This is a genomic window from Sorangium sp. So ce128, assembly GCF_051525245.1.
Lineage (GTDB): Bacteria > Myxococcota_A > Polyangia > Polyangiales > Polyangiaceae > Sorangium > Sorangium cellulosum_B.
Genome location: NZ_CP150313.1, coordinates 8,100,829 through 8,123,857 on the forward strand (window position 1 = coordinate 8,100,829; position 23,029 = coordinate 8,123,857).

At 71.4% G+C, this 23,029-nt stretch carries 18 protein-coding genes and 15 tRNA genes; 8 read left to right on the forward strand and 25 right to left on the reverse strand.

Features of this window, described 5'->3' with window-relative positions; translation table 11 throughout:
* Nucleotides 1–9 precede the first annotated feature (9 nt).
* Nucleotides 10–978 carry an ornithine cyclodeaminase family protein gene (locus tag WME82_RS30595; RefSeq protein WP_438038208.1) on the reverse strand — a complete coding sequence of 323 codons (969 nt, stop codon included), beginning with the start codon at nucleotides 976–978 and terminating at the stop codon, nucleotides 10–12.
* A 291-nt stretch (nucleotides 979–1,269) separates the two neighbouring features.
* Between WME82_RS30595 and WME82_RS30600 the strand changes: the two genes are divergently transcribed.
* From WME82_RS30600 to WME82_RS30615, 4 genes are all read left to right on the forward strand, one after another.
* Nucleotides 1,270–2,841, forward strand: a complete 1,572-nt coding sequence (locus tag WME82_RS30600) for a DUF4215 domain-containing protein (RefSeq protein WP_438038209.1) — start codon at nucleotides 1,270–1,272, stop codon at nucleotides 2,839–2,841.
* Between the two features lie 54 nt (nucleotides 2,842–2,895).
* Nucleotides 2,896–3,948 carry a hypothetical protein gene (locus tag WME82_RS30605; RefSeq protein ID WP_438038210.1) on the forward strand — a complete coding sequence of 351 codons (1,053 nt, stop codon included), beginning with the start codon at nucleotides 2,896–2,898 and terminating at the stop codon, nucleotides 3,946–3,948.
* A 684-nt stretch (nucleotides 3,949–4,632) separates the two neighbouring features.
* Nucleotides 4,633–4,932, forward strand: a complete 300-nt coding sequence (locus WME82_RS30610) for a hypothetical protein (RefSeq protein WP_438038211.1) — start codon at nucleotides 4,633–4,635, stop codon at nucleotides 4,930–4,932.
* A gap of 84 nt (nucleotides 4,933–5,016) precedes the next feature.
* Nucleotides 5,017–5,592, forward strand: a complete 576-nt coding sequence (locus tag WME82_RS30615) for an HPF/RaiA family ribosome-associated protein (protein ID WP_438038212.1) — start codon at nucleotides 5,017–5,019, stop codon at nucleotides 5,590–5,592.
* Between the two features lie 65 nt (nucleotides 5,593–5,657).
* On the opposite strand, the gene WME82_RS30620 is transcribed toward WME82_RS30615, so the two are convergent.
* From WME82_RS30620 to WME82_RS30720, 21 genes are all read right to left on the reverse strand, one after another.
* Nucleotides 5,658–7,874 carry a protein kinase domain-containing protein gene (locus WME82_RS30620; protein WP_438038213.1) on the reverse strand — a complete coding sequence of 739 codons (2,217 nt, stop codon included), beginning with the start codon at nucleotides 7,872–7,874 and terminating at the stop codon, nucleotides 5,658–5,660.
* Between the two features lie 113 nt (nucleotides 7,875–7,987).
* Nucleotides 7,988–8,473, reverse strand: a complete 486-nt coding sequence (locus WME82_RS30625; RefSeq protein ID WP_438038214.1) for an HNH endonuclease — start codon at nucleotides 8,471–8,473, stop codon at nucleotides 7,988–7,990.
* A 93-nt stretch (nucleotides 8,474–8,566) separates the two neighbouring features.
* Nucleotides 8,567–8,639, reverse strand: a tRNA-Leu gene (locus tag WME82_RS30630).
* A 4-nt stretch (nucleotides 8,640–8,643) separates the two neighbouring features.
* Nucleotides 8,644–8,725 (reverse strand) — tRNA-Leu (locus tag WME82_RS30635).
* Between the two features lie 15 nt (nucleotides 8,726–8,740).
* Nucleotides 8,741–8,814, reverse strand: a tRNA-Pro gene (locus WME82_RS30640).
* 45 nt (nucleotides 8,815–8,859) lie between these two features.
* Nucleotides 8,860–8,933, reverse strand: a tRNA-Pro gene (locus WME82_RS30645).
* An 86-nt stretch (nucleotides 8,934–9,019) separates the two neighbouring features.
* Nucleotides 9,020–9,093, reverse strand: a tRNA-Glu gene (locus WME82_RS30650).
* Nucleotides 9,094–9,192: 99 nt separating this feature from the next.
* Nucleotides 9,193–9,263, reverse strand: a tRNA-Gly gene (locus tag WME82_RS30655).
* Between the two features lie 179 nt (nucleotides 9,264–9,442).
* A tRNA-Ala gene (locus tag WME82_RS30660) sits at nucleotides 9,443–9,514 on the reverse strand.
* A gap of 142 nt (nucleotides 9,515–9,656) precedes the next feature.
* Nucleotides 9,657–9,726, reverse strand: a tRNA-Trp gene (locus tag WME82_RS30665).
* Between the two features lie 4 nt (nucleotides 9,727–9,730).
* Nucleotides 9,731–9,802: transfer RNA gene (locus WME82_RS30670), tRNA-Asp, on the reverse strand.
* A 7-nt stretch (nucleotides 9,803–9,809) separates the two neighbouring features.
* Nucleotides 9,810–9,933 (reverse strand) — tRNA-OTHER (locus WME82_RS30675).
* 75 nt (nucleotides 9,934–10,008) lie between these two features.
* Nucleotides 10,009–10,080: transfer RNA gene (locus tag WME82_RS30680), tRNA-Arg, on the reverse strand.
* Nucleotides 10,081–10,264: 184 nt separating this feature from the next.
* Nucleotides 10,265–11,944, reverse strand: coding sequence for a TROVE domain-containing protein (locus WME82_RS30685; RefSeq protein ID WP_438038215.1), 1,680 nt, complete (start codon nucleotides 11,942–11,944; stop codon nucleotides 10,265–10,267).
* A gap of 99 nt (nucleotides 11,945–12,043) precedes the next feature.
* Nucleotides 12,044–12,118: transfer RNA gene (locus tag WME82_RS30690), tRNA-His, on the reverse strand.
* 12 nt (nucleotides 12,119–12,130) lie between these two features.
* A tRNA-Pro gene (locus WME82_RS30695) sits at nucleotides 12,131–12,203 on the reverse strand.
* A 99-nt stretch (nucleotides 12,204–12,302) separates the two neighbouring features.
* Nucleotides 12,303–12,374 (reverse strand) — tRNA-Asn (locus tag WME82_RS30700).
* Between the two features lie 94 nt (nucleotides 12,375–12,468).
* A tRNA-Lys gene (locus tag WME82_RS30705) sits at nucleotides 12,469–12,542 on the reverse strand.
* A 459-nt stretch (nucleotides 12,543–13,001) separates the two neighbouring features.
* The gene (locus tag WME82_RS30710; RefSeq protein WP_438038216.1) at nucleotides 13,002–13,178 is read right to left on the reverse strand and encodes a hypothetical protein; all 177 of its coding nucleotides are present in this window, start codon (nucleotides 13,176–13,178) and stop codon (nucleotides 13,002–13,004) included.
* Between the two features lie 306 nt (nucleotides 13,179–13,484).
* Nucleotides 13,485–14,705: a tetratricopeptide repeat protein gene (locus WME82_RS30715; protein WP_438038217.1), complete on the reverse strand. Its 1,221-nt coding sequence runs from the start codon at nucleotides 14,703–14,705 to the stop codon at nucleotides 13,485–13,487.
* Between the two features lie 151 nt (nucleotides 14,706–14,856).
* A complete protein-coding gene (locus WME82_RS30720) occupies nucleotides 14,857–15,924 on the reverse strand; it encodes a protoporphyrinogen/coproporphyrinogen oxidase (protein WP_438038218.1) in 1,068 nt (355 codons plus the stop codon).
* Between the two features lie 204 nt (nucleotides 15,925–16,128).
* Here WME82_RS30720 and WME82_RS30725 point away from each other — a divergent pair, with 204 nt between their 5' ends.
* Nucleotides 16,129–17,847 (forward strand): NAD-dependent malic enzyme, encoded by a 1,719-nt coding sequence (locus WME82_RS30725; protein ID WP_438044948.1) that lies wholly within the window; start codon nucleotides 16,129–16,131, stop codon nucleotides 17,845–17,847.
* A gap of 53 nt (nucleotides 17,848–17,900) precedes the next feature.
* Here the strand turns inward: WME82_RS30725 and WME82_RS30730 are convergent, their stop codons facing one another.
* From WME82_RS30730 to WME82_RS30740, 3 genes are all read right to left on the reverse strand, one after another.
* Nucleotides 17,901–18,314: a hypothetical protein gene (locus WME82_RS30730; RefSeq protein WP_438038219.1), complete on the reverse strand. Its 414-nt coding sequence runs from the start codon at nucleotides 18,312–18,314 to the stop codon at nucleotides 17,901–17,903.
* A 153-nt stretch (nucleotides 18,315–18,467) separates the two neighbouring features.
* Complete coding sequence (locus WME82_RS30735) at nucleotides 18,468–19,946, reverse strand: hypothetical protein (protein WP_438038220.1); 1,479 nt, start codon at nucleotides 19,944–19,946, stop codon at nucleotides 18,468–18,470.
* 214 nt (nucleotides 19,947–20,160) lie between these two features.
* Nucleotides 20,161–21,822, reverse strand: coding sequence for a Ppx/GppA phosphatase family protein (locus tag WME82_RS30740; protein WP_438038221.1), 1,662 nt, complete (start codon nucleotides 21,820–21,822; stop codon nucleotides 20,161–20,163).
* 41 nt (nucleotides 21,823–21,863) lie between these two features.
* Here WME82_RS30740 and WME82_RS30745 point away from each other — a divergent pair, with 41 nt between their 5' ends.
* From WME82_RS30745 to WME82_RS30755, 3 genes are read left to right on the forward strand one after another with little or no spacing between them, the layout of a single operon-like run.
* Entirely contained in the window at nucleotides 21,864–22,493 is a 630-nt protein-coding gene (locus WME82_RS30745) for a hypothetical protein (protein ID WP_438038222.1), read from the forward strand.
* The gene (locus WME82_RS30750; protein WP_438038223.1) at nucleotides 22,490–22,756 is read left to right on the forward strand and encodes a hypothetical protein; all 267 of its coding nucleotides are present in this window, start codon (nucleotides 22,490–22,492) and stop codon (nucleotides 22,754–22,756) included. Before WME82_RS30745 ends, WME82_RS30750 begins: the two co-directional genes overlap by 4 nt.
* A 40-nt stretch (nucleotides 22,757–22,796) precedes the next feature.
* On the forward strand, nucleotides 22,797–22,973 hold the full coding sequence (locus WME82_RS30755; protein WP_437740066.1) for a hypothetical protein: 177 nt from the start codon (nucleotides 22,797–22,799) through the stop codon (nucleotides 22,971–22,973).
* Nucleotides 22,974–23,029 lie beyond the last annotated feature (56 nt).

The following is a 23,029-nucleotide window of genomic DNA, read 5'->3' on the forward strand; positions in this document are numbered from 1 at the left end:
CGGCCGCGCTCAGCCGAAGAAGTCGAACGCCGTCCCGGCGCCCCGTTCGCGCGCGGCGGCGTAGATGATCCGCGCGAGCGCGACGTCCTGGATGGCGAGCCCGGTCGAGTCGAACACGGTGATGGCCGCATCGCCGCGCCCGTTCAGCTTGCCCGCGACGACCTCGCCGAGCGTGCCCTGGATGTGCTCGCGGCGCAGGGTGCCCGCGCGCAGCGGCACGTTGATCTCGCCGCTCTCCGTCGCCTGGTGCCAGTCGTCGATGATCACGCGCGCGTCCCGGAGGATGCCCGGATCGAGCTCCTGCTTGCCGGGCGCGTCGGCGCCCATCGCGTTGATGTGCGCCCCCGGAAGGACCCACGCGCGCTGCACGACCGGCGCGCGGGCGGGCGTGGACGTGCATAGGATGTCGCAGCCGGAGGCCTCCTCCACCGAGACCGCGCGCCCGCCCGACTCGGCCGCGAACCGCTCGCTCGCCTCGCGCGACACGTCCGCGGTGAGCACCTCGAGCCGATCGCCGTAGACGGCGCGGTGGGCGTCGAGCAGGAAGCGCGCCTGCACGCCGCAACCGATGAAGCCGAGCGTCCTCGGGTTCGGCCCCGCAAGGTGCTTCGACGCGATCGCCGCCGCCGCGCCCGTCCGCACCGCCGTGAGGCGCGTCGCATCCATCACGGCGAGGGGCACCGCTGTGGCCGGATCGCTCAGGATGTAGAGCCCCATCACGGACGGTAAGCCGAAGCGCGCAGGATTCTTCGGGTGCGAGTTGACCCACTTCACACCAGCCGCGCCATCGGCGTAGGCCGGCATCGCACGGAGATCACCGTCGTGGGCCGGGAGCCCCAGATAGACCTTCGGCGGCATCGCAGCCTCGCCGCGGCCGTGCGCCGCAAACGCCGCCTCCACCGCGGCGACGGCCGCCTCCATGGCGAGGAGAGAGGCCACATCGGACTGGGAGAGGAGCAGTGTCTTTCCGGGCTTCATCGGACGCGACCGTACGCGAGGGTGCCGCCGAACGCACGTGTTCCGGCGGCGGGCCGGTGGGCTCGCATGCCACGCGCGCCGCATCGGTACGCCCTCTTTCCGCGAAACGGCCTGCTGTCCGGCGCGGATCGCGCATGAAGAGCCCGCGGCAAACGCAGCGCGCCAACGAACACGGATGCCGTGAACCAGGGGTTGGCAGGCGAAGCCGTTGCACTGAAGATGGTGCGGCGCTGCGCCGTGGGTGGAGTGCACCTCACGTCTCGACAATCTCTCTTCTGGTGGAGCGGGTGGATGAACGTACGACTCGTTGCAGGTCTATTTGTGCTCGCGCTCTCGACGACCGCTGGGTGCGGCGGCGATGACGGCGAAGGTGGCGCCGGCGGCTCCGGCGGAGCCGAGCCCACGGGCAGCGGCGCCGGTGCGTCGGGCGCGACCGGCACGGGCGGCAGCGGTGGCGCCGAGCCCACGGGCACCGGCGGATCGGGTGGCGCCGAGCCCGCGGGCACCGGCGGCGCGGGTGGCGCCGAGCCCACGGGCACCGGCGGCGCGGGTGGCGCCGAGCCCACGGGCACCGGCGGCTCCGGCGGAGCGAGCCCCACGCCCTATGGAGCGGCGTGCACCTCCGATGCGGCCTGCCCCGAGGACTACTGCATCACCGAGCGCGAGTGGGGATGGCCGTCCGGAGCCTGCGCGGGCCAGTGCGATCCCGCCGTGAGAGACTGTCCCAACGGCGGCTTCTGTGAAGATTTCGGCGAGGGCCTGGGGTTGTGCCTCCTTCTGTGCAGCGGGCCGGACGATTGCCGCGACGGCTACCGGTGCGACGAGATCAGGGGCGAGCTCACCGCGTGCATCCCTGGGTGCACCGAGAACTCGCAGTGCCGGACGCTCGGCGTGTGCGACACGCTCGATGGCCTCTGCAAGCTCGGCGAGACGGACTGCTCCGACGGCGAGGACGACGAGGGCGACGAGCGCGTCGACTGCGCGGACAGCGACTGCACCGCGACCTGCCGCCCGCTCGTCGACGCAGCCTGCGCGGACGCGGCGCCGGCGACGACGGCGACGATCGAGGGCGATACGTCGCTGGGCACGCGCGTGTTCGAAGGCACCTGCGGGGGCGTGGGGCCCGAGGAGGTCCACCTGTTCACGCCCCCCGCTGGGCAGTCGGGCACGCTCCGCGTCGTGCTCCAGTCAGGAGCGGGGGATCACGTCCTCTACGCCCGCACGGCGTGCGCGGACGGATCCACCGAGCTCGCCTGCCAGGACAAGACCGCCCCCTCGGGTGTCGGGCCTGAAATCGCGATCGTCGTGAGCAAGGACCAGGAGGTGCCGATCTTCGTCGACGCCGTCACGTCCGCTGGCGCAGGGCCGTACACGCTGGAGCTCTCGTTCTCTCCGGCCACCTGCGGGGACGGCACCGTCAGCCGGCCCGAGGAGTGCGACGACGGCAACACCGTCAGCAGCGACGGCTGCTCCGCCGAGTGCACCTGGGAGCTCGACGACATCTGCGCGGACGCGCCCGTGGCTGTCCTGGGCGAGAACCGGGGCGACACGACGAGCGGGACGATGGTGTTCGACGGCACCTGCACCAGGACCGGGATGCGGGAGGGGATCCACGCGGTCACGCCGCCGAGCGCTGGCAGGCTCAGGGTGGTGCTGTCCTCCGAGACCGACCAGGGCTTCTACGTGCGGGCCGGCTGCACGGGTCGCCAGCTGGCGTGCATGGAGGAGCAGATCCAAGGCCGCGACGAGAGGACCGATATCGCTGTCGACGGCGGCGTGCCGCTGTTCATCTTCGTCGAGCCGTACAACTCGCGGGACGCCGGCCCCTACACGCTCAACCTCTCCTTCACGCCCGCCCGCTGAGCTCCCGCGCCTGGGAGCGCCCTCTCGCCGGGGCGGATGCGGTACGCTGCGCGCGTGCTCGCCGCCCCGCCTCCGCCTCAGCCACCTCGCCCCGCGCGCTGGCTCGCCGCCGCGTTGCTCGCCGTATGCGCGTGCCAGCCGGCCTCGGCGCCCCCCGCCCGCGCCTCCCAGGACGCCGCGGCGCCCCCCGGCGCGGCCAGCGCCGCGACGCCGGCGCCTCACGACGGCGCCCCGCCGCCACGGCCCGCGCCACCCCCGCGCGGCGGCAACGGGCAGCCGGCGCTGGTGGCGGCGGGCGACGGCGCGTCGCTCGATAGCCGGTCGCCGGTGAGGCTCCCGCCGCCGCCGTTCGGCGCGGCGCTCTTCCGGCGCGCGCCGGCCGGAAGCTCCGCCGCGCCGCGCCTCGTGAAGGTCGCCGAGAAGAAGAACCAGATCACGGACGAGGCGGCATGGTTCACCACGAACGGCCTCGCGCTGCCGATGATCACGCTGGCGCCGAGCGCGGACGCGCGCGGGGCGAGCGACACCTTCCCCTCCTTCGCTCCCGAGCGCTACCGCGATCAAGCGCTCGTCAAGGCGATCGGCCACGGGGACCACAGCGCGCTGCTCTACGGCCCGAACTTCGCCGAGGCGCGCTTCGCCGCGATCCTCGACGCGGCGCACACGATCGTCGCCTTCTTCGACTTCGAGAGCTTCCTCATGCCGCCTGAGTTCGATCCCAAGGAAGCCGACTTCGTGAAGGGCAGCATCGGCTGGGCCGCGGTCGAGGACGGCGTGCTCTACGTCTCGTCGGGGCACAGGACGTATGCGGCCTCATCGAAGGGCAAAAACGCCTACCTGTCGGCCATCGAGCTCGCCTCGGGACAGCTCCTCTGGCGGAGCGCGCCGCTCGTCTGCAACGCCGAGAATTTCGTCTTGCATGGAGATCACCTCCTCTGCGGATACGGCTTCACGGCCGAGCCGGATTTCCTCTATGTCCTCGAGCGCGCCACCGGCAAGGTCGTCTCGAAGCTGCCGCTGAAGAGCGGCCCCGAGTTCCTCGTCGAGAAGGACGGCAAGCTCTTCGTCCGCACCTACGACACGGATTACGTCTTCGAGATCCGCTGAAGCGGCGCCCGACGCGCCGAGCAGCGAGCTCGAGCCAAGGGCCACGGCGAGCACGAAGGCGAGCTCGGGCGCACGTGGCAGGCCGAGCGGAGGAGCGCGAGCCGGCGGCGCGGCGGCGTTCGCGGCGCGGGCGCTCGCCCTCGTGCACGCCGTCCTGTCGCTGCTCCTGCGCCGCACGACGACACAACGACGCGCCGTGCGCACGTGCTCCCGATCGGCACGGCGGGCGGGCCTTCGCGTCGCTCCGCGCTCCGTGAGGGCCCGTCGTGTCCGCCGCCCCCCGCGGCGCCCCCTGGTGGCAGAGCTCGTCAGGACCGGGAGGCACCGCTCCCGGACTCGACACACGTCGAGCGCCGACGAGCCGCCATGGAACGATGTGAAGCGCGCCGCACGTCGCAAACTGCCCCAGGAGAGGGCGCCCCGTCGCTTCATGCCACACCCCCTTGCCACCCTGGAGATGCACGAGGGACGCAAGAACTGGCTCCCTCCGCGCAGAGCCTGCGCCTCCGCGCGCGCGGCTGGCGCGCTCGACCGTGAAGGAGCGCGCCGCGCGGCTGTTGCTCGGTTGAGCGGCCATGGCAGCGAACTTGCTACCTGATCACGCCGAGCACGCGCCAGGTGTTCACGGTCGCAGGGCCAATCCCTCCGAGCCTGCGCCTCCGGCGAAGCAGACGCATACCGACGATGCTACAGCGTGATATGAAGCCGAGCCACGTGGGCGGGCAGGACATCGGGGGCGGGCCCTCCCTCCTGGATCCCGGCGTGAAGCGCGCGCAGGACATCGAGGAGCCGACGCGTCGGCTGCGGGGCGTCGCCTCGGCCGATCTCCGGGAGATCCCGGTCTTGCCTGAGGAGGCCCGGCTGCCGCGCGACGCCGTCGATCGGGCAGCCCCGGAGCGGCGCGCGCTCCGAGCGATCGCGCGGAGAGCCGCGAGGCCGGGGCAGCGCCCGGCGCCTGGACCGGAACTCCCACCCACGTGCTGAAATCGGCTGATACGGATCAGCGACCCATAGCGACTGCAGTGAGGCGTCCCAGCGACGCAGGATGACAGGATGAAAGGAGAGAGCATGCAAGTGGAGCTCACCTTCCGACACATCGGCAAAAGCCCCTCGCTCGAGGAGCTGATCCGGGAGCAAGCGAACAAGATCGAGCGCTTCAACGACCACATCAACAGCTGCGCGGTGGTGGTCGAGCGCGACCATGCGAGCATGGGCACGGGCGGAGAGTACCGCGTGCGCGTCGACCTCCACGTGGCCGGCAAGCACGAGATCGTGAGCGAGGAGCGGGCCGCGAGGAACCTGCTGCCGGCGGCGGTGCGCGACGTGTTCCAGCGCGCCGGTCGCCAGCTCAAGAAGCTCGCGGACGAGCACCGGAGCGAGGTGAAGGCACACCCGGCGCAGGACACGGCCGGCGTCATCGCGAAGCTGTTCAACGACTACGGGTTCATCACGACGATCGATGGTCGGGAGATCTATTTCCACGAGCGAAGCATCGTATCGGCTCCGTTCTCCGATCTGAGGGTCGGCATGGGCGTCGCCTACACCGAGGAGGACGGCAACGAGGGGCCTCAGGCGAGCAGCGTGCGCGTCGTGGACGCGCGCGGCGGCAACCGTGGCCGCGAGGAGATACCTACGCTCAGCTAGCCCGAACGCGCGGGGCTCGGGCGCGCGGCGCGAGCCTCGCCTCCCGCTGTCCGCCGATGCGGCGGCTATATCGTCGTATCGCGTCGCCACCGCCAGCGGGGCGCCGGCCGAGGCCTCGAGTCCGCCGGAGGCTCGGCCGGCGGCGTCGCGCTCTCCTCTCTCTCCTCCTTCGCAGGGGGCATGTCCTCGTCGGCGGGAGGCTCTGGCTGCGGCTGCGCCCTGCGCTGCCGCAGGGCGCACTCCTCGTTCTGCCTCTCCAGCGCGTCGATCTGCTCGGAGGCTTCGTCGAGCCTGCGCTCGAGCAGGCCCACGCGCGTGGACTCGCGCCTCAGCTCCGACAGGGCCGCCCTGAGCTCGTGCTCTCTCGAGCCGAGGGCGGCCCTCACCCTCTCGCGCTCGTCCTCGGCCTGTCCGAGCCGCGCCGACAGGCGCTCGCGGTCGCCCTCGAGCCCGGCGATCTCGCGCTCCATGGCGCTCCTCGACTGCTCGTAGCGCTCGTCCGCCTCTGCCTTCGCGGCGGCCGCGGCTTGCGCCGCGCGCCTCGCGCGGAGCTCGGCGCTCTCGGCCAGGCGCTTCGCCTCGGTCATCGAGTCCCTGGCCGAGTTGGCGCTCTTCGCGTCGTCGCTCGCCCTCATCGCGAGCGCGAGCGCCTCCTCGGTGGCGCGCTGCGCCTCGGTCATCTTCGCGAGGGCCTCCTGCGCGGAGGAGTTCGCGGCCGCCTCGAGGCGGCTGTGCTCCCGCGCGGCGCGCTCGGCGGCCTCGGCCGTCGCCCGCGCCCGCGTCGCGTGCACCCAGAACACCGTGGTCGTCGCGACCATGCCCATCAGGAAGACCACGCCGAGCGCAAGGAGCACCCGCGTGAGCCGCTCGCGGCGGGCCTCCGCGCCGAGGGCCGCGTCGAGGAAGCTGCGCTCCAGGCCCGAGAGGTCGTCGATGTCCCGGGCCCACGCGGACAGCTCGTGCAGCGCCTTTCCGCGCGGCAGGAGCCTCGGCGCCCTGCCGCTCGCGACCCACCTCGAGAGCGCCTCGTCGAGCTCCTTCTTCGCCCGGCCGAGCCGGTGCAGCGCCGTCGCCACCTCCGCCATGCGCGGCCGCGCATCGGGGTCGAACGACAGCACCCGGTGGACGAGGGCGACGAGATCGGGCGGCGTGGCGGCGCTCATCGGGGGCGGCCACGCGCCGCGCGGCGCGTCGGGCGTCTGCCCCTCGAGCAGCTCGTAGAGGATGACGCCGAGGGAGTAGACGTCCGCCTTGACGTCGACGCTCCCGGAGTGGCGCTCCTGCTCCGGCGCCATGTAGCTCCTCGTCCCGAGGCCCCACGCGCCTTCCTGCGTGAACGGCATCGTGGGCTGTCCCGCGCCCCCGCCGCTCGACGCGGGCCCGGCGGGCTCGATGGACACGCGCCCTGCAGCAGAAGAGACCACCCCGGGCGGGATCTCGACCGGCGCGGGGAAGACCTGGATCGCAGGCCTCTCGAGGCTCACGCGAGGAAGGCTCCGGAGCGCGTCGTCCTCGCGCGGCTCGCTCTCCGCCGTCGAGCTCTGTTCGCTCTCCGCCGTCGTGCGCGCGTCGCTCGCAGGGCCGCTCGCGATCCCTGCCCAGCCGGCGGCGCTCTCGGGGTCGGGCGCCATCCCCACCGTCGGCGCCGTCGGCGCAGAGAGCTCGGTGCGGAGCGGGGGCACGGACGCTGGCGCGAGGGAGCCCCTCGCGTCCAGCTCCAGCACCTCGGGGAGGCCGCCCCAGAGGACCTTCGCGATGCCGAAATCGAGGATCTTGACGCGGCTGCCCCCGGGGGCGAGCTCGTCGTCGATCACCATGATGTTCTCCGGCTTCAGATCGCGATGGACGACCTTGGACGCGTGGGCCGCGGCCATGGCCGACGCGATCTGGTAGCCGAGCCGCACGACCTGCCGCGGCCGATCCGCGGCCGGCACGGCCTGCACCCAGTCGCGCAGCCCCCGCCCATCCAGGTACTCCATCACGATGTAGGGAGAGCCGTCCTCGACCTCACCGGAGTCGAAGACACGGACGATGCCGGGGTGGTTGATGATGTTGACGGCGATCGCCTCCTGCCGGAAGCGAGCCACGACGTCCGGCCGGCGGGCGTAGTCGCCGAGCAGCACCTTGATCGCCGCCCGCGCCCGCGTCTTCGGGTGCCGCGCTCGGAAGACGCGCCCCATCCCACCGCGGCCGAGCTCTCCCTCGATGAGCCAGCCCCGCAGGATCGCGGGGAACGGCGCGTCCTCGTCCTCCGCGCGGCCTTCGGCCTGACGCGTCTCCATGCCTGCCCATCCTGCACCCGCGCGGCCGCCGGCGGAAGCCCCGACGCGCGCCGGCGCGCCCGACCCGCCGTCTGCACGACGGGCCGCGGGCGCGCCGGCGCGAGGGGCTCAGCTCACCCCGAGCTCGCGCAGTAGCCTGCCCACACCTCCGGGATGCGCCGCTCGCTCAGGCCCATGACGGGCGCAGGCGGCAGCCACTTCGGCTTCACCGGGGCGCGGAGCAGCTTCATGCCGGCCTGCTCCGGCGTGCGCCCCCGCTTCGCCGAGTTGCACGCGTAGCAGGAAGCGACGATGTTGTCCCAGACGGTCTTGCCACCCTGCACACGCGGGATGACGTGATCGTAGTTGAGCTCACGGGCCACCTTCTTCACGCCGCAGTACTGGCAGCAAAATCCGTCGCGCAGGAGGACGTTGAGCCTCGAGAACTTCACGCCGCGCTTCATCCCCAGCGTCGGCCGCTTCAGCCGCACCACCGCAGGCGCGTTGATGGAGAGCGACGGCGACCGGATGACATCGTCGTACACCTCGATGACCTCCACCTTGCCCAGGAAGCTCATCGTGACGGCGGTCTGCCAGGGGATGACCTTATGGGGCACCATCCATGGCGTCAAAAGCAGCGTCTGCGCGGTCATGGCCCACCTCTCTATCGTCTCTTTCTCTTCATGACGTCACTCCAGGTTAGACGCAATCGGTGCCCGGGGAGGGAGTCGAACCCCCAGATGGCTGGGTCTAAGCCAGCAGCGTTTGCCGTTTCGCCACCCGGGCAGGGTGTCACCGGTGGGACTCGAACCCACATGCCCCGAAGGGCGCAGGATCTCAGCCTGCCACGTATGCCGTTCCGTCACGGTGACGTCCGCGCGACGCGGTCTGAGTGGGAGGATTCGAACCTCCAGCCCCCGGCTCCCCGAGCCGGTGCTCTACCAGGTTGAGCCACACCCAGAGGGTCTTTGTCGTGCGTCGCGGCGGAGCAGTCGCCCCTCCGCGGTCTGGGTGGGGGGATTCGAACCCCCAGTCCCCGGCTCCCGAAGCCGGTGCTCTACCAGGTTGAGCCACACCCAGAAATATCTCATCAAGATGGAATTGGCAGGCTCGCTCGCTCGGGCGCGGGCGCCCGAAGGAGCACGCTGGCGAGCGGAGCGGCCCGGTGTCCCCAGCGGGATTCGAACCCGCGCCTCCGGAGCGAAAATCCGGCCGCCTGAGCCTCTAGCGAGATGGGGACAGGGACACATGATAAGCACAGGATCAGGAGAGCCGACCTGCGGCCCCGGCGCCGCGATGTCGCGGGCGCAGAGCGCCGCGAGGGGCGGCCCCTGACAGGAGCGGTGGAGGAGAATCGAACTCCCGTCGCGAGCCTGGCACGCTCGCACTCTACCGTTGAGCTACCACCGCGGGTTCATCGAAAAAAAGAGGCGGGCCGCCGGGCGCCGCGCGCCCGCACATCGTGTGCGGCCGCCGGACGGCGGCCCGCCTCGGCAACGAGACGAACGAACGGGCAAAGGGCGCCGTGGGGAGGCCCCAAGGGGGAACTGCCAAGCGGCATGGTAACCCACGAACATTGGCCCGTCCGGTGGAGCGACGAGGGGTCGAACCTCGATCCCTGCCGTGCGAAGGCAGTGTTCTCCCGGTTGAACTATCACCCCGAGCCAGCGGCTCCGGCGTCAGATCTTCATCATCGAACATCCATCTCCTTGTCTCCCCACGTCCTTTACCTCCTTTACCTCCTCGCCCATTGGACGATCACTCATCGTTCTTATTGGGTTCATCGCGCTCCTTTTTTTGCGGCGGGGCGTGAAGGAATCGAACCTTCTCGCAGGAGTTTTGGAGGCTCCGCCGTCTCCATGACGCACACCCCGAGGCGCCCCCGAGGAGGATCGAACTCCCCTCACCTGATCGACAATCAGGCTGCCTCACCAGATGCATACGAGGGCAAACCAGCGCCGCCGACGGGATTCGAACCCGCGTCATCCAGATTAACGGGTAACCGTCCTCCTTCGGCCCGGATCGGGCAAATGGTGGAGAGCGGAATGTCAGGTGCTCTACCAGGCTGAGCTACGGCGGCAAGGTCGGGATCAGAGAACCGTCGTCCTCCGGCCCGGATCGGGCGAGAGAGCGGGCGACGGAGAGAGGATCCCGGCGCCCCCGGCGGGACTCGAACCCGCATCGACCGGCTTCGTAGGCCGGCCCCTATCCATTCGGGCTCGGGGGCTGTTGCTGAGAGCGGGACGCTGGAGTCGAACCACGAGAACTGTCCCTCTGAGGCCCGGGAGACCCCGGGCAAAGGGTGAAGGACAGGCGCCATCCATCATGGCGGCGTCCCGCAAAAGGAGGGCGCTCGTGAGGCGCCCTCGTCGGACGGACGGGCCGGCGGAGCCCGTCCGTCACGCTGCCTGTCACGAGACACCCCGGGTGAAATCCGCCATCACCTGGGGGGCCGCCCCGTCGAACCCCACGACATCGAGCATGCCGGGGTCCGTGGGATCGGCGATCGAGAAGCCGGTCGACGTCATGCCGACGACGATCAGCCGGGCCGGTCGGCCCATCGCCTGCCGGTATTCCCTGAGCGCCTGGAACGGGTGAACGCCGCCCGCCCAGGTCTCGTTGTCCGTGTAGATGACGAACGCGTCGACCTCTACCCGGTTCCGCTTCGCCCAGACCATCGGCAACGCGCAGTCGGTGCCGCCGAAGGGGAGGCCACCCACCGCGCGCAGCACGTCGTCGAGGCGCTGCTCCGGCGATATCGACAGCGGCATGAGGCCGGAGACGCCCCCGCCCCACTTGCCGCCGTAACCGCCCGACGCCGCCGAGAAGCCGACGACGCCGTACTCGCGCTCGATCCTCGCCGTCGCCATGGCCATGGCTGCGCTCGCCACGCGCGGCGTCAAGCCAGGGACGCCGGCGATGGAGCCGCTGGTCATGGACCCGGAGATGTCGAGCGCCAGGAGGTGCTTCTTCCCCGTCGGCTCGACCGCCTGGAACGCGAGGTAAAACGCCTCGTTCAGCGCGTCGACGATCTCGCGGACCGGGGTCCACGAGAGCGCGTTGGCGCGCCGGCGGGCGCGCTCGCCGTGGCCCTGCTCATAGACCTTGAGGGCCGAGAGCACGGCGATGGGGTGGACCCGGGCCGCGCGCAGGCGCCCGGCGTCGGTGAGCTGTCGCGCCACCCTGCGGGAGGCGTCGCTCATCGGCGAGAGCAGGCCGATCGCGGTCATCTTCCCCAGGTTCCGGAGGAGCGCTGTCTGAGGCATGTGCTCGAGCAGCGCCTCCCAGACCGCGGGGTCGTTCTTCCACTCGGTCAGGAGCATCTCGTGCGTGAAGCGATGCTGCCTGATCAGCGCGGTGACCTGCTTGCGGTTGGTCGCCGCGCGGAGCGACTCGAACGCGCGCACCGCGTCCGGCAGATCGGTCATGGGCAGCGCCTTGCCGCGCGCCGACTCCTTGCCGAGCGCCTCGATGCCGCCGACGATCCAGCGGTAAAGGGCGTCGTGCTGCGGGGTCGGCGCGACCGGGTGCGCGAGCCGCAGGAGATCGCGGTGGCTGAAGCCGTCGCGTTGCTGGTACTTCATCGCCTGGTACGCGACCCTGTCGACGGGCTTGTCGTTGTACCAGGCGGCGACGGCGGACCGGAGCCCGCGCCCCCACTTGCGGAACCCCTGCACATCGCGGGTGAAGTGGAAGAGATCCGTCCCCGTGCGGCACACCTCGGGCAACGCCGCGAGGGCGGCCTGACGGGTCTCGAGCTTCGCGTCAGCGGCGGCGATCGCGAGCGCGAAGATCGCGGGCGCGTTCTTCGGCGCTCGCCCCGAGCCGCTGATGTCGACGATGCGCTGCACGGCGCGGGGCCCGTCCGCGGCGAGGCACGCCTCGACGGCGCGGGCGTTCTCCACCGTGAGCTTCCGCTCGGTCGCGTGGTAGGTCCCCCCCTCGGCGCCGAGGATCAGCCAGCGGTCGAGCCTCGCCCACTCGTCGAGGGCGAAGGCGAAGCCGCCGGCGCTGTTCTTCGCCTGATCGGCGCGGGCCTTCTGCCGCTGCGGGGTGACCAGCGCGGCGAAGTGCTTCAGATAATCGGCCATCACACCACCTCCGGCCCGGGCCCCCGGGCAAAAGAGGACGGATAAAAGAGCGTGCTCGGGTTGATCTCCCAAAGATAACCGAGCCCGTTCGACCCGTCCTGGGTGGGCGTACGGGGATCGAACCCGCCTACGCAGGGTCACAACCTGCCCTCTTCACCAGAAGAGAAACACCCACGCAAACCATCGTCGGGATGGCCGGAATCGAACCGGCGGATCTCCTCACCCCAGATGAGGCGCCTTTCCACTAGGCTACATCCCGCAGCGCCTGCTCGAACGAGGCGCCGACGCGCCCCCGGCCGGCGGCGAGCCGGCGCCTCGCGTGAGCGAAGCGGGCCTGCCTCCCGCGATGGGGGCGCGGCTCCGGCGGGAGGAATCGAACCTCCAACCACCCGCTTAACAGGCGGGCGCTCTACCATTGAGCTACACCGGAACATGGAGGCGCAGCGCGCCTCCATCTACATCATCCTAAATTGTCACAGATCAGGTGTCCCCGACGCCGGCGCGGCTGCGCCGACGAGGACAGGTGGACCCGAGAGGAATCGAACCTCCAGCCTTCCGCTTAAGAGGCAGCTGCTCTATCCATTTGAGCTACGGGTCCGCGCGGAGGGCACACCTCCGCCTGGCCTGCTGTGTCGGCAAGCCAATGCACGTCGACCATTCCGCGAAAGCATTACCCGGCGCCGCGAACGCGCGCCGCGGCGCTCATTCTCGAATCGAATGCTCCCAGCGCATTCTCTGCCGCGCCTCCTTTCTCCGGGCGCAACTCCCCCACCGCAGCGCGCGACGACGTAGCGCGCTGCGCGCAAGACAACTCATCTCCTCGGCTCGCCGGCAGCCGGCGATCCACAGCAGGCCAACAGCCCACAGCAGATCTCCAGCCTACCGGCAGGCCGACAGCCCACGGCAGATCTCCAGCCCACGGCAGATCTCCAGCCCACGAGCGGGCCGATAGCCGCAACGAGCCGACAGCCCACAAGCCCCCAGAACGCCGAAGGCCGCCTGGGTTTCCCGAGGCGGCCTTCGCGAACGTCGTCGATCGACGCGTGCTTAGCTGCCTCTAGGCGCTATTCTCCGGGTTACCGAGCTTCCGCGACGGACGGAGGCCGCAAGGGTAACCTGGATTATGCGCCCAATGTTCATCGCCCAGCAGGCGATCCCATGCCATGGCCGCATCGGGCGTTCCCGACTTGGACAGGATGGTAACGATCTGCAGGTTGTGGCGGCGGCTGAACATGGCGAATCCTCGTGTTCCGATTAAGTACTCCCCTTGGACGGGCTGCGCAACAGAAAAGTTCCTCGAGTCGATTCTTTTTTCGCCGCCTTCAACGCCTTCAGCATTGGCACGCTCCCTCGGCGCTCGCCGGTCCGAGCGCGGTCGGTGCAGTCCTCGATGCAATCGACGAGCCGCGCCATTTTCTTTTTCCAGGCACCCGCCCTGGGCCTGCATATGCCGAGGGCGTCACGCACGACCCACGACGGCGCTCAGGCACCCTGAGCCAGGAGTGACAGCAGCAGGCGACCGCGCAGCGCACCTCGTGGCCTATTTCGTGCTGGCGCTGGCGCTGACGTTGAGCCGGACTCGCTCGTCGCAGCCGCCACCAGAGACGACCAGCTGACCGCCCTGCACTTTCACGTCGGCCTCGCTCCCAGCCGGCCAGCGCAGCGCCACCATCGCCCGGCCGGTGCGCGCGTCATAGAACGTCCGCTCGCGGTAGCTCGCGCCGTCCCGGCAGCGCATCTCGTCGTTAACCTCTCCGTCGTAGACCGCGCCAGCGCCGTCGAAGGTGCTCTCGACCACGAGCAGCCCCCCCTCGACCGAGCCGCTCACGCTGCGTATCCCATGGCAGTGCGCGGGCCAGCCCCCCGAATGACCGCCGTTCACGACCAGGAACCCGTCCGGCTTGCGGGGGAAGACCACATGGTTGCTGTGGTGCACGTACATCATGTAGTCGCGAGGGAAGACCCACGGCGCATCGCCGGCGCACGGGCTGTCCGCCCACCTCGAGTCGGGCCTGCACAGGCGCTCTCGCGCCGCGGCCTCGCTCGTCGCCTCGCCGGTCGCCCCCTCGGCGGCGCCGATCCGCGCGAGGAGCTCGGTCCACCCCTTCACGAGATCGGCGCCCTCGAGGTCGGCCTTGCGGACCTCCACGGTGCACGTCGATCTGCCGGCGAGCTTGCCGCGCGTGGCCGCCGAGGGCTTGAGCAGGTGCGCGTTGGCATAAGCGACCCGGGCCGCCTCGGCGTCGCCCGCCCTGTCGCGCAGGAGCCCGAGGTTGAACCAGATCTGGGAGCGCAGCTCGGGATCGCCCGCCCCCGCGAGCGCCGCGTCGAAATCGCTGTCCGCCGCGCCGCTGTCGCCCGCGGTCAGGTGCGCGAAGCCTCGCTCCGCGAGCGCCCGCGCGTCGCTCGGGTCCGCGGCGATCGCCTCGGTGAACGCCTGGATGGCCGCGTTGAAGTCCTGCTTCTTGGTCGCGAGCCGGCCCCTCGCCAGCGCGGCCTTGTACGTGGCGAGGGCCTGCTTCTCCTTCTCGGTGAGCGGGCGCGCGCTAGGCGCGGGCAGGGCCGGTGACGCCGGCGACGCGGCGCTGCTCGCCGACGCGACGGCGGCAGGTGAGCTCGCCGCGACGGGCGGCGCGCTCTCGGCGGTCGGCCGCGGCGGCTGGTCACGGCAGCCCGCGGCCACGCACGCCGCGATGAAGCCGAGCGCGAAGCGCCTCTCGATTTCGCGCGTGCCGTGACAGCCGGTGATATCGGTGGTCATGGTGCGCATCCTCGCCCGTCCGGGTCGAGCCTGTCACCGCAGATCGACGCTGGCAGGCCGCGCTCCTCGCGCGCCGCATCAGCGCAGCCTGCGAGCTTTCGGGAGGACGGGTCGCCTCTCGTGCGAGGTCGCACCGGAGCGCGACAGCGCGCTACAGGGCGCCGACGCGCTCCGCGGCCGCCTCGGCGGAGCGCACGGCGGCGTCGATCCCGGAGCCGTGGAACGCCGATCCGGCAAGGAGCACGCCGCTGCCGGCGAGCGCCTGCTCGACCTCTCGGACCCGCGCCGCGTGCGCAGGAGTGGAGACCGGGAGCGCGCTCGACCAGCGCGAGACCCACGCGCGCTCGGAGGGCCCGTGCACGCGCAGCACGCGCGCGAGCGAGGCCTCGGCGCGCGCCGTCCAGGCGTCGTCGCCCATCTGCTCGAGGTCCGCCGGATCCGGGCGGAAGAAGAGGCGAAGCGTGACGTGGCCGGCGGGGGCGCGCTCGGCGAACTTCGAGGTCGTGAACGTGCACGCGCGGAAGCCGTGCGCCTGGTGCCCCGCGGCGACGACGAAGCCGGTGCCGTCGAGCGGGTGCTCGATCGCGGCGCGCGGGTACGCCAGCGAGACGGTCACGCTGGAGAGCGTCTCGGCGTCGCGGAGCGCCCGCCCCGCCTCGCCGAGCAGCGCGGCCGCGCCGGCGGCGTGGGTGGCGAGGACGACCGCGTCGGCGTCGATCTCGGCCCCTCCGGCGAGCGCGAGGCGGAAGCCGCCGGCCACCTTCGCGAGCGAGGCGACCGCTGCGGAAGTGCGCACCTCGACGCGCCCCGCGATCGCGAGCGCGAGCGTCTCGGTCAGCTGCGCCATCCCGAGGCGGAAGGTCCGGATCCCCTTGCCGAGCTCGTCGCGCGGCACCTGGAAGCCGAGGAACTCCGCCGCCTCGCCCGGCGCGAGCTCCCGCAGCGCGACGCCGTCGAAGCCGAACGACCGGTGCGTCTCCTGACCGACGAGATCGCCGGCGATGCCGAGCGCGCTCGCCAGCCCAGGGACGGCCTCGCTCCGCGCGATGAACCCCTCGGCGCCGAGCTCGACGACGAAGCCCGAGGCCCGCTCCGTCCAGAGCTGCCCGCCGACCCGCGGAGCCGCCTCGACGAGCGTCACCTGGTCGCCCGCCACCGCTCGCCGGAACGCAACGATGCACCCGGCCAGACCGCCTCCAATGACGGCAATGCGTCGCATCGCGCCTCTATACCACGAGGCGATAACAATGTGAGAAGCACTGCATCCGGCGAGCAGGATCCGCCCGGGTTCGCCCGCCGGCGATACCACTGTGAGAAACACTCCATTCACCGACCGGGAACAACCCGAGTTCGCCCGCTCGCCCGCTCAAGCGCTCAAGGAACGCTCGCCGGCGCGCGCGCATCGGTTTAGAATGCCTCCATGGTGAGGATCTCAAAGTATTTCGACGTCAAAAAAGACGCCTATGGCCGCGAGTACATGGAGGTGTACTTCGACGGAATCGCCCTCCTCAGGCTCGTCATGACCAACAAGGGGACGGCCTTCACGCCGGAAGAGCGCGTGAACCTCGGGCTCGACGGGCTGCTCCCGCCGCAGGTCAACACCATGGAACAGCAGCTCGCCCGCGTCTATGGCGGGTTTCGCCGCGAGCCGACGCCGATCGCAAAGTATCAGTATCTTCGGGCGCTCCAGGAGCGCAACGAGATCCTCTACTATGCGCTGCTCAATCGCCACCTCGGCGAGATGCTGCCCATCGTCTACACACCGACCGTGGGCGAGGCCGTGCAGCAGTTCAACTTCCTCTATCAGAGCGCGCGCGGCGTCTCGTTCTCTCCCGTGAACATCGATCGCGCCCAGCGCGTGCTCGCGAGCTTCCCGTGGGAGGACGTGCGCATGATCGTGGCGACCGACTCCTCCGCGATCCTCGGCATCGGCGACCAGGGTTACGGCGGGCTCGCCATCCCGATCGGCAAGCTCGCGCTCTACACGGCGGGCGGCGGCGTGAGCCCGTTCCACACGATGCCCGTGGTCCTCGACGTGGGGACCGACCGGGCCGATCTCATCGAGGACCCGTTCTACCTCGGTGTTCGCCAGCGCCGCCTGCGCGGCGACGCCTACTTCGACTTCTTCGACAGGTTCGTCGACGCCGTGAAGAGCAGCTGCCCCCGCGCCGTCATCCAGTGGGAGGACCTCTCCAAGGAGGCCGCCTTCTCCGTGCTGGATCGGTACCGGAAGGTGATCCCCTCCTTCAACGACGATATCCAGGGGACAGGGGCAGTCACCCTCGCGGGCGTGGTCGCCGCGTGCAGGCTGCGCGGCGAGCGGCTCAGGGACCAATCGGTGGTCATCCACGGCGCGGGCGCGGGCGGCGTCGGCGTCGCCTGGGCCATCTGCCAGGGGATGCTCCGCGAGGGGCTCACCGAGGACGAGGCGCTCGCCCGCATCTTCGTCCTCGACTCCAAGGGCCTGCTCGCGAAGGACCGCCCGATGGAGGAGTACAAGCGCAAGTTCGCGCAGGATCCGGGGAAGATCGCCGCGTGGAAGAAGGCCGGGGCCGTGCCGACGCTGCTCGAGACCCTCGAGAACACGCGCGCGACCGTGCTCCTCGGGCTGTCCGGGCAGCCGCGCTCGTTCAGCGAGCCCGTGATCAAGGCCATGGCCGCCAACACCCCGCGGCCGGTCATCTTCGCCCTCTCCAACCCGACGAGCGCCTGCGAGGCGCTCCCCGAGGAGATCCTCGCCCTGACCGAGGGCCGCGCGCTCGTCGCGACCGGCAGCCCGTTCCCGCCCGTGGAGCGCGACGGCAAGACCATCCCCATCGGCCAGGGGAACAACGCCTTCATCTTCCCGGGGCTCGGGTTCGGCTCCATCCTGTCCGACGCGCGCGAGATCACGGACGGCATGGTGCTCGCGGCGGCGTATGCGCTCGTCGACTACACGGCGGAGAAGCACCTCGACAACGGGCTCATCTACCCGCCCGTGGAGGAGCTCCAGGAGGTCTCCACGCGCGTCGCCATCGCGGTCATCCGCGCGGCGTTCGAGGACGGCGTCGCGAGGAGCAAGAAGGTCGACCCCGGGAATGTCGAGGCCTATGTGAAGGCGCGGTTCTGGCAGCCGAAGTACCTGCCGTTCGTCCGCGGCTAGCGCCTGGCGCGGTGGGGCGCCCGCGGCGCGCGCCGCGGGCGGCGCGCTCCACCTCAGCCGAGCTGGGACAGGAACTTCCGGAGCTGCTGCGCCTCCACCATCGTCATCACCGGGACGAGCCAGGCCTCGAGCGAGGTGGTGTCGCGAAACGCCTTTCGGCTCGAGTTGTGCGCGTCCCGGATGAGGCGCTCGACCTGGAGCCCCAGGATCGCGTTCGACACCGGCAGCAGGTAGGCCGTCCGGTGCACCGTGGCGTTCTGGACCCGCATCATCTCCAGGAACTTCTCCGCGCTCTCGGGCGCGAGCACGTCGACCTGGAGCAGCTCGAGGCAGACGACAGCGCCGTGCCGGTTCTGGGTCACGACGCCCTGGATCCGGGCGATGCACGCGTCGACCTCGCCAGCCGGGAGCGGTGATGCGAGCCTCACCTCGATGAGACGACCGGCCCTGTTGTCAACGGAGTACATGAGCGAAATTCACCCTAACGTAGACGTCCAGACCAGAGCGCGTCAATGAACGGCGGTTCCATGCGGAGCGGCTCCGTACGCGCGCACACGTCATCGACGGTTTTTGTCAGCGCCCTCATCAAGCACCACAGAAAAAACCGTCTGCGACGGCGTTCACGCGTCGGACGAGAAGATCACCTTCCCGGCGCGCGCCTCTTCCTCGGAGGCCGCCTCCCGCTCGGCCTCGAGGGCCTTCGCCTCGGTCTCCAGATCGGGAAAGCGGTACCGGATCCCCTCGCCTGCCTCGAGGTCGACGTCGCCCCCGAGGGCGACCACCTCGCGGGTGATCTCCTCGGAGCGCGGCGGCTCCCCCGCCGCCTCCTGCCACGCCCGCTGGAGCACCGCCTCCGTGATCGGCTCCCGGCCCTGCCTCGCGCCGACGCGGGCAAGGATCGCCCGAAGCACGGCCCGCCGGCCGTTCCGCCGGGCGAGCCTCCGCTGCTTCAGCGGGCGCAGGAGCGCCCGGCCGAGCGGCAGCGCGAAGAGCGCGAGCGAGAAGACGAGCGGCACCACCCCGAGCGCGACCGCCGTCCCCGTGGCGGGCAGCTCCGCCATCGGGACGCCCCGCGCCAGGAGCCCGAGGTTGTCCAGCGTAAGGTGGGCCCCGAGCGCGTAGAGGCTCATCAGCAGGTTGAACCCGTTGAGCGCCACGATGAGCGCGTTCATCCCCGGCCCGTTCCCGGTCAGCGGAGGCAGCTCCTCGCGCTCCGCCCAGACCGGCGCGGGCGCCCGCGCCGGCGCCTCCGCCGCCGTCCGCCGGATCGCCTCGAACCGGTAGACGATGCCCCCCTCCTCCGACACGTCGACCGTGCCGTCGTAGTCGAGCATCAGCCGCGCCATGAGCGGATCCGCCTCGTCGCGCGAGAGCCCCGTCACGCGCATCACGTCGGCGAGCCCGATCCGGCCCCGCTGCGCGCGGATCTCGGCCAGGATGAGCTTCTCGGCCTCGAGCGGATCGCGCGGCGCCGGCGTCGGGCCGAAGAAGAACCGGTTCACCTTCTCGTAGAAGGGCGTCTCGTCGCGTCGCTGCCCGAGCGCCCCGCGGTGGCCATGCGACGAGGACCACGCCGGCTCGGCCGTCCACACGAACGGCGAGAACGGGTGGAACGTCCAGAAGATCGCGTCGAGGACCAGCCGAAAGAGGAAGTAGCCGGCGAACGATCCGGGGACGCCGTCGTGATTGCGCGAGTCGCTGCTCGAGCGGGCGAACAGCTGGGCGATCAGGATCCCGACGAAGATCACGACGTACGCGATCAGCACGATCGCGATCCACGCCCGCACGACGAAGCGAGCCACGCCGGCGGCGGCCCGGAGGACGGCCTGGAGCGCGCGCGTGAGGCGCGTGCGGGTCTCCCACGGCTTGGTGAAGCCGTACGGGAAGCGGAAGAGCAGCTCACCTTCGGACGTCGCCTTGAGGTGGCCGCGGTGCTCGCTGACGAGCAGGTGCAGGCCGCTCTCCGCGTCGCGCAGCGGCAGGCCGCTCTTCGCCGACGCGTCGGCGAGCGTCAGATCGCCCGTGTGCCCGCGCAGGGCGGACCTCAGGATGCCGGCGGCGCGGCGGGCCTCCATCAGCTTCGGAGATTTCAGCGTCAACGGTCGCTCGCCCCTGTTCCACGGCGGCGCAGCCGCGCCCGTCGGTACGGCATCGCCGCGCTCGTCCACGGGGGCAGAACCTCCCCCGTGCCGAGCTTCATGGTGGCCCGCAGGGCTCCACGCAAAGGCCACGGCGCCTTTTTCGGGCGTCGACCCCGCCAGCGCTCGCAGCGGAGCCTCGCGTCAGCCGCCGCGAGCGCGGCGGTGCCTCGCGTCATCCGCCCGCGCTCGCGGCCGGAGGCGGGCGCGATCTCGGCGTGGCGTCGACCATCCGCACCTCCAGGCCGAGCGCGTCGCGCAGCATCCCCGCCTTCGCGACGACCGTCCACTCCTCGAGCGCCCGGTCCTCCGCGCCCTGCACCTCGATCACCAGCGTGTCGCCCTCGATGCGGCCGCTCACCTCCGCGACCTTGGCCCGGTGCTCGCGATCGAGCGCGTCGGCGATGCGGAGGATCGACGCCATGGACTTCACCTTGGCGCGCGCGTCGCGCGAGAGCGCGCGGAAGTTGTCGTGGTCCATGCTGGGCGGCGACTTCCTGTGGTAGCGCGCGATGTTCGCGACGATCGCGCGCTCCTCCGGGGTCAGGCCCATGAGGTCGCTGTGGGCGATGACGTAATAGCTGTGCTTGTGGTGCCCCTCGTAGCGGACGAAGTCGCCGATGTCGTGGAGCAGGGCCGCCGCGCGCAGGAGGATCCGGTCGCGCTGGCCGAGGCGATGGCGCGGCGCGAGGTCGTCGAACAGCCGCTCGGCGAAGCGGGCCACGAGCGCGCCGTGCTTCTCGTCGAAGTGGTAGCGGCGGCCGAGCCGGACGCAGGCGTCGCTGACCGCGGCGGCCTCTCCGCGGAAGTCGGGGCCGAGGAAGTGGGCGTGGGCGAGATCGACGAGCACGCCCTCCTTGAGCCCGACCCCGGGAGCGACGATGACCCGCTGCACGAACGCCCGGGCGATGCGGCCCAGGATCGTCGCCGCGGGGACGATGGTGTCGGCGCGGTCCGGGCGCAGGCCGTAGATCTGCGCGCGCTCCTCGGGCGTCTTCGACGCCATCTCGTCGAGCAGGCGGGACATCGCGCCGACGTCGATCGCCCGCCCCTCCGCGGACCCGGCCGGCGCGGGGCAGAGCTCCGCGAGCGTCTCGATGTTGCCGCCCGTGCCGACGAGCAGATCGATCCCCGAGCCCGACCCCTCGCCGAGCAGCTCCACGATCTCGCGCGTGGCCTCGACCATGACGCGATCGACGTACTCCTCGACGAGCCGCCGGTGCCCCGCGTCGACCGGGCGGCGATCCTCGAGGAAGGCCTCGACCATCCGCACCGTCCCCACGGGGAGCGAGCGCGAGAAGACGGCCCCGCGGCCGCGGAGCAGCGTGAGCTCGGTGGAGCCGCCGCCGATGTCGACGAGGAGCGCGGTCCGCTCGCCGAGCGCGACGCGCTCGCGGACGGCGAGCTGGACGAGGCGCGCCTCCTCGACCCCCTCGATGACCTCGATGTGGACGCCGGCCTCGCGCGCGGCGCGCTCGACGAAGAGGTCGCCGTTCTGGGCCTCGCGCGCGGCGCTCGTCGCCACCGCGCGGTAGCGGTCGACCTTGGCCGCATCCATCGCCGCGCGGAAGCGCCGGAGCGCCTCGCAGGCGGCGCCGATGACCCCCGACTCGAGCCGGCCCTTCGTGAACACGTCGTGCCCGAGACGCACCGACGCGCGATCCGCATGGACATCGCGGAACGGGTGGAAGCGGGGCGCGTCGGGCGCGCCGGTCGCGGCCCCGGCGAGCGCCGGATCCCAGCCGGCCCCGAACGCCCCGAGCGCCGGAGGATCGACGTCGACGATGCGAAGCCGGATGGCGTTGGATCCGATGTCGATCGCAGCGAGCCGCGCCATGTCGGGAGAAGTAGCGAAGCTCCGGGCGGTTGGCTACTCTCATGCCGCTCATGTCGAGGAAGCTTCATCAAGGCTCGGGGGCTCCCCATCTCGGCCCCCTTCAGCATCGGCCTTCAGCGCGCACGCTCGCGCCCGGGCAGGCTCGGGACGCGCGCCGTCTCCTCGGCGGCGCGCGACGGGCGGCGCGCCTCGCGCTGGGGATCGCGACCGCGGCGCTCGCGCTGGCGGCGTGCAGCGGCGGCGAGGCGCGCGCGCCGAACCCGATGCGCGCCCTCGACGAGCGCAGGGCGATCGAGGTGATCCGCCGGGCGATGGCGCACGAGGGCGCGCAGCCGGCGCGCGGGCGCGAGGTCGAGCTGACCAGCGGGCAGAAGGTGCGCGTCGATGTCGGCGTGCAGAGCCGCTCGTACGGCGTCGTCTACGTGACCGAGGAGGACGCCCAGGCGCTCGGCGCCGCGATCCCGCCGCCGAACGGCCGGGACGAGAAGCTGCGCGTCGTCCGCGGCGGGCCGGACGGGGCCATTCGCCTCGTGCTCCTCTACCAGCAGAACTACCTCTACGACGACCTCGTCGGCGAGTCGCACGAGCGCACGACGATCACCGCCGAGCGCGAGCTGACGCGCGACGTGCAGGACTTCATCACCTACGCGCGGACGCAGAAGTTCCAGTGAGCGCGCTCGAGGAGGGCGGGCCGGCGCGCCGCCGGGGGCACCGGAGAGAGCGAGACGCCGAGGAGCGCGCGCGACGCGCGCTCGGCGGCGGTGGGTTGCTCCTCGTCGCCGGGCTCGCGCTGGTCGGCGTCGGGCCGTCGGACGCGGGCATGGGGCTCACGGTGCTCGCGCTCCTGGTGCTCATCTACGGGATCCACAGCTTCGGCCGGCTGGGGACGGAGCGGGACGGACGGAGCGAGCAGGCGCGGGCTCCGTCGCGTTGAGGCTTGCGGAGCGGGGCGCGTTCGACCAGCATCCGCCGCCATGAATCGCCCTACGCGCCAGCACCAGCACCTCACCCTCAAGGTCACCCAGAAGCAGGAGCGGAGCACCCAGAGCTCCCGGAAGCCCGGCCGCAAGCACAAGCGCTGGAGCAAGTCCCTCGCGCAGTACGCGCCGCTCGTCGCTGGCGCCGAGACGGCCGCCTCCGCCGAGAGCTGAGCTCCCGCCGCCGGCCGAGGACGCTTCTGGCGCCCGGCCTTCACGATTCCTTCCTA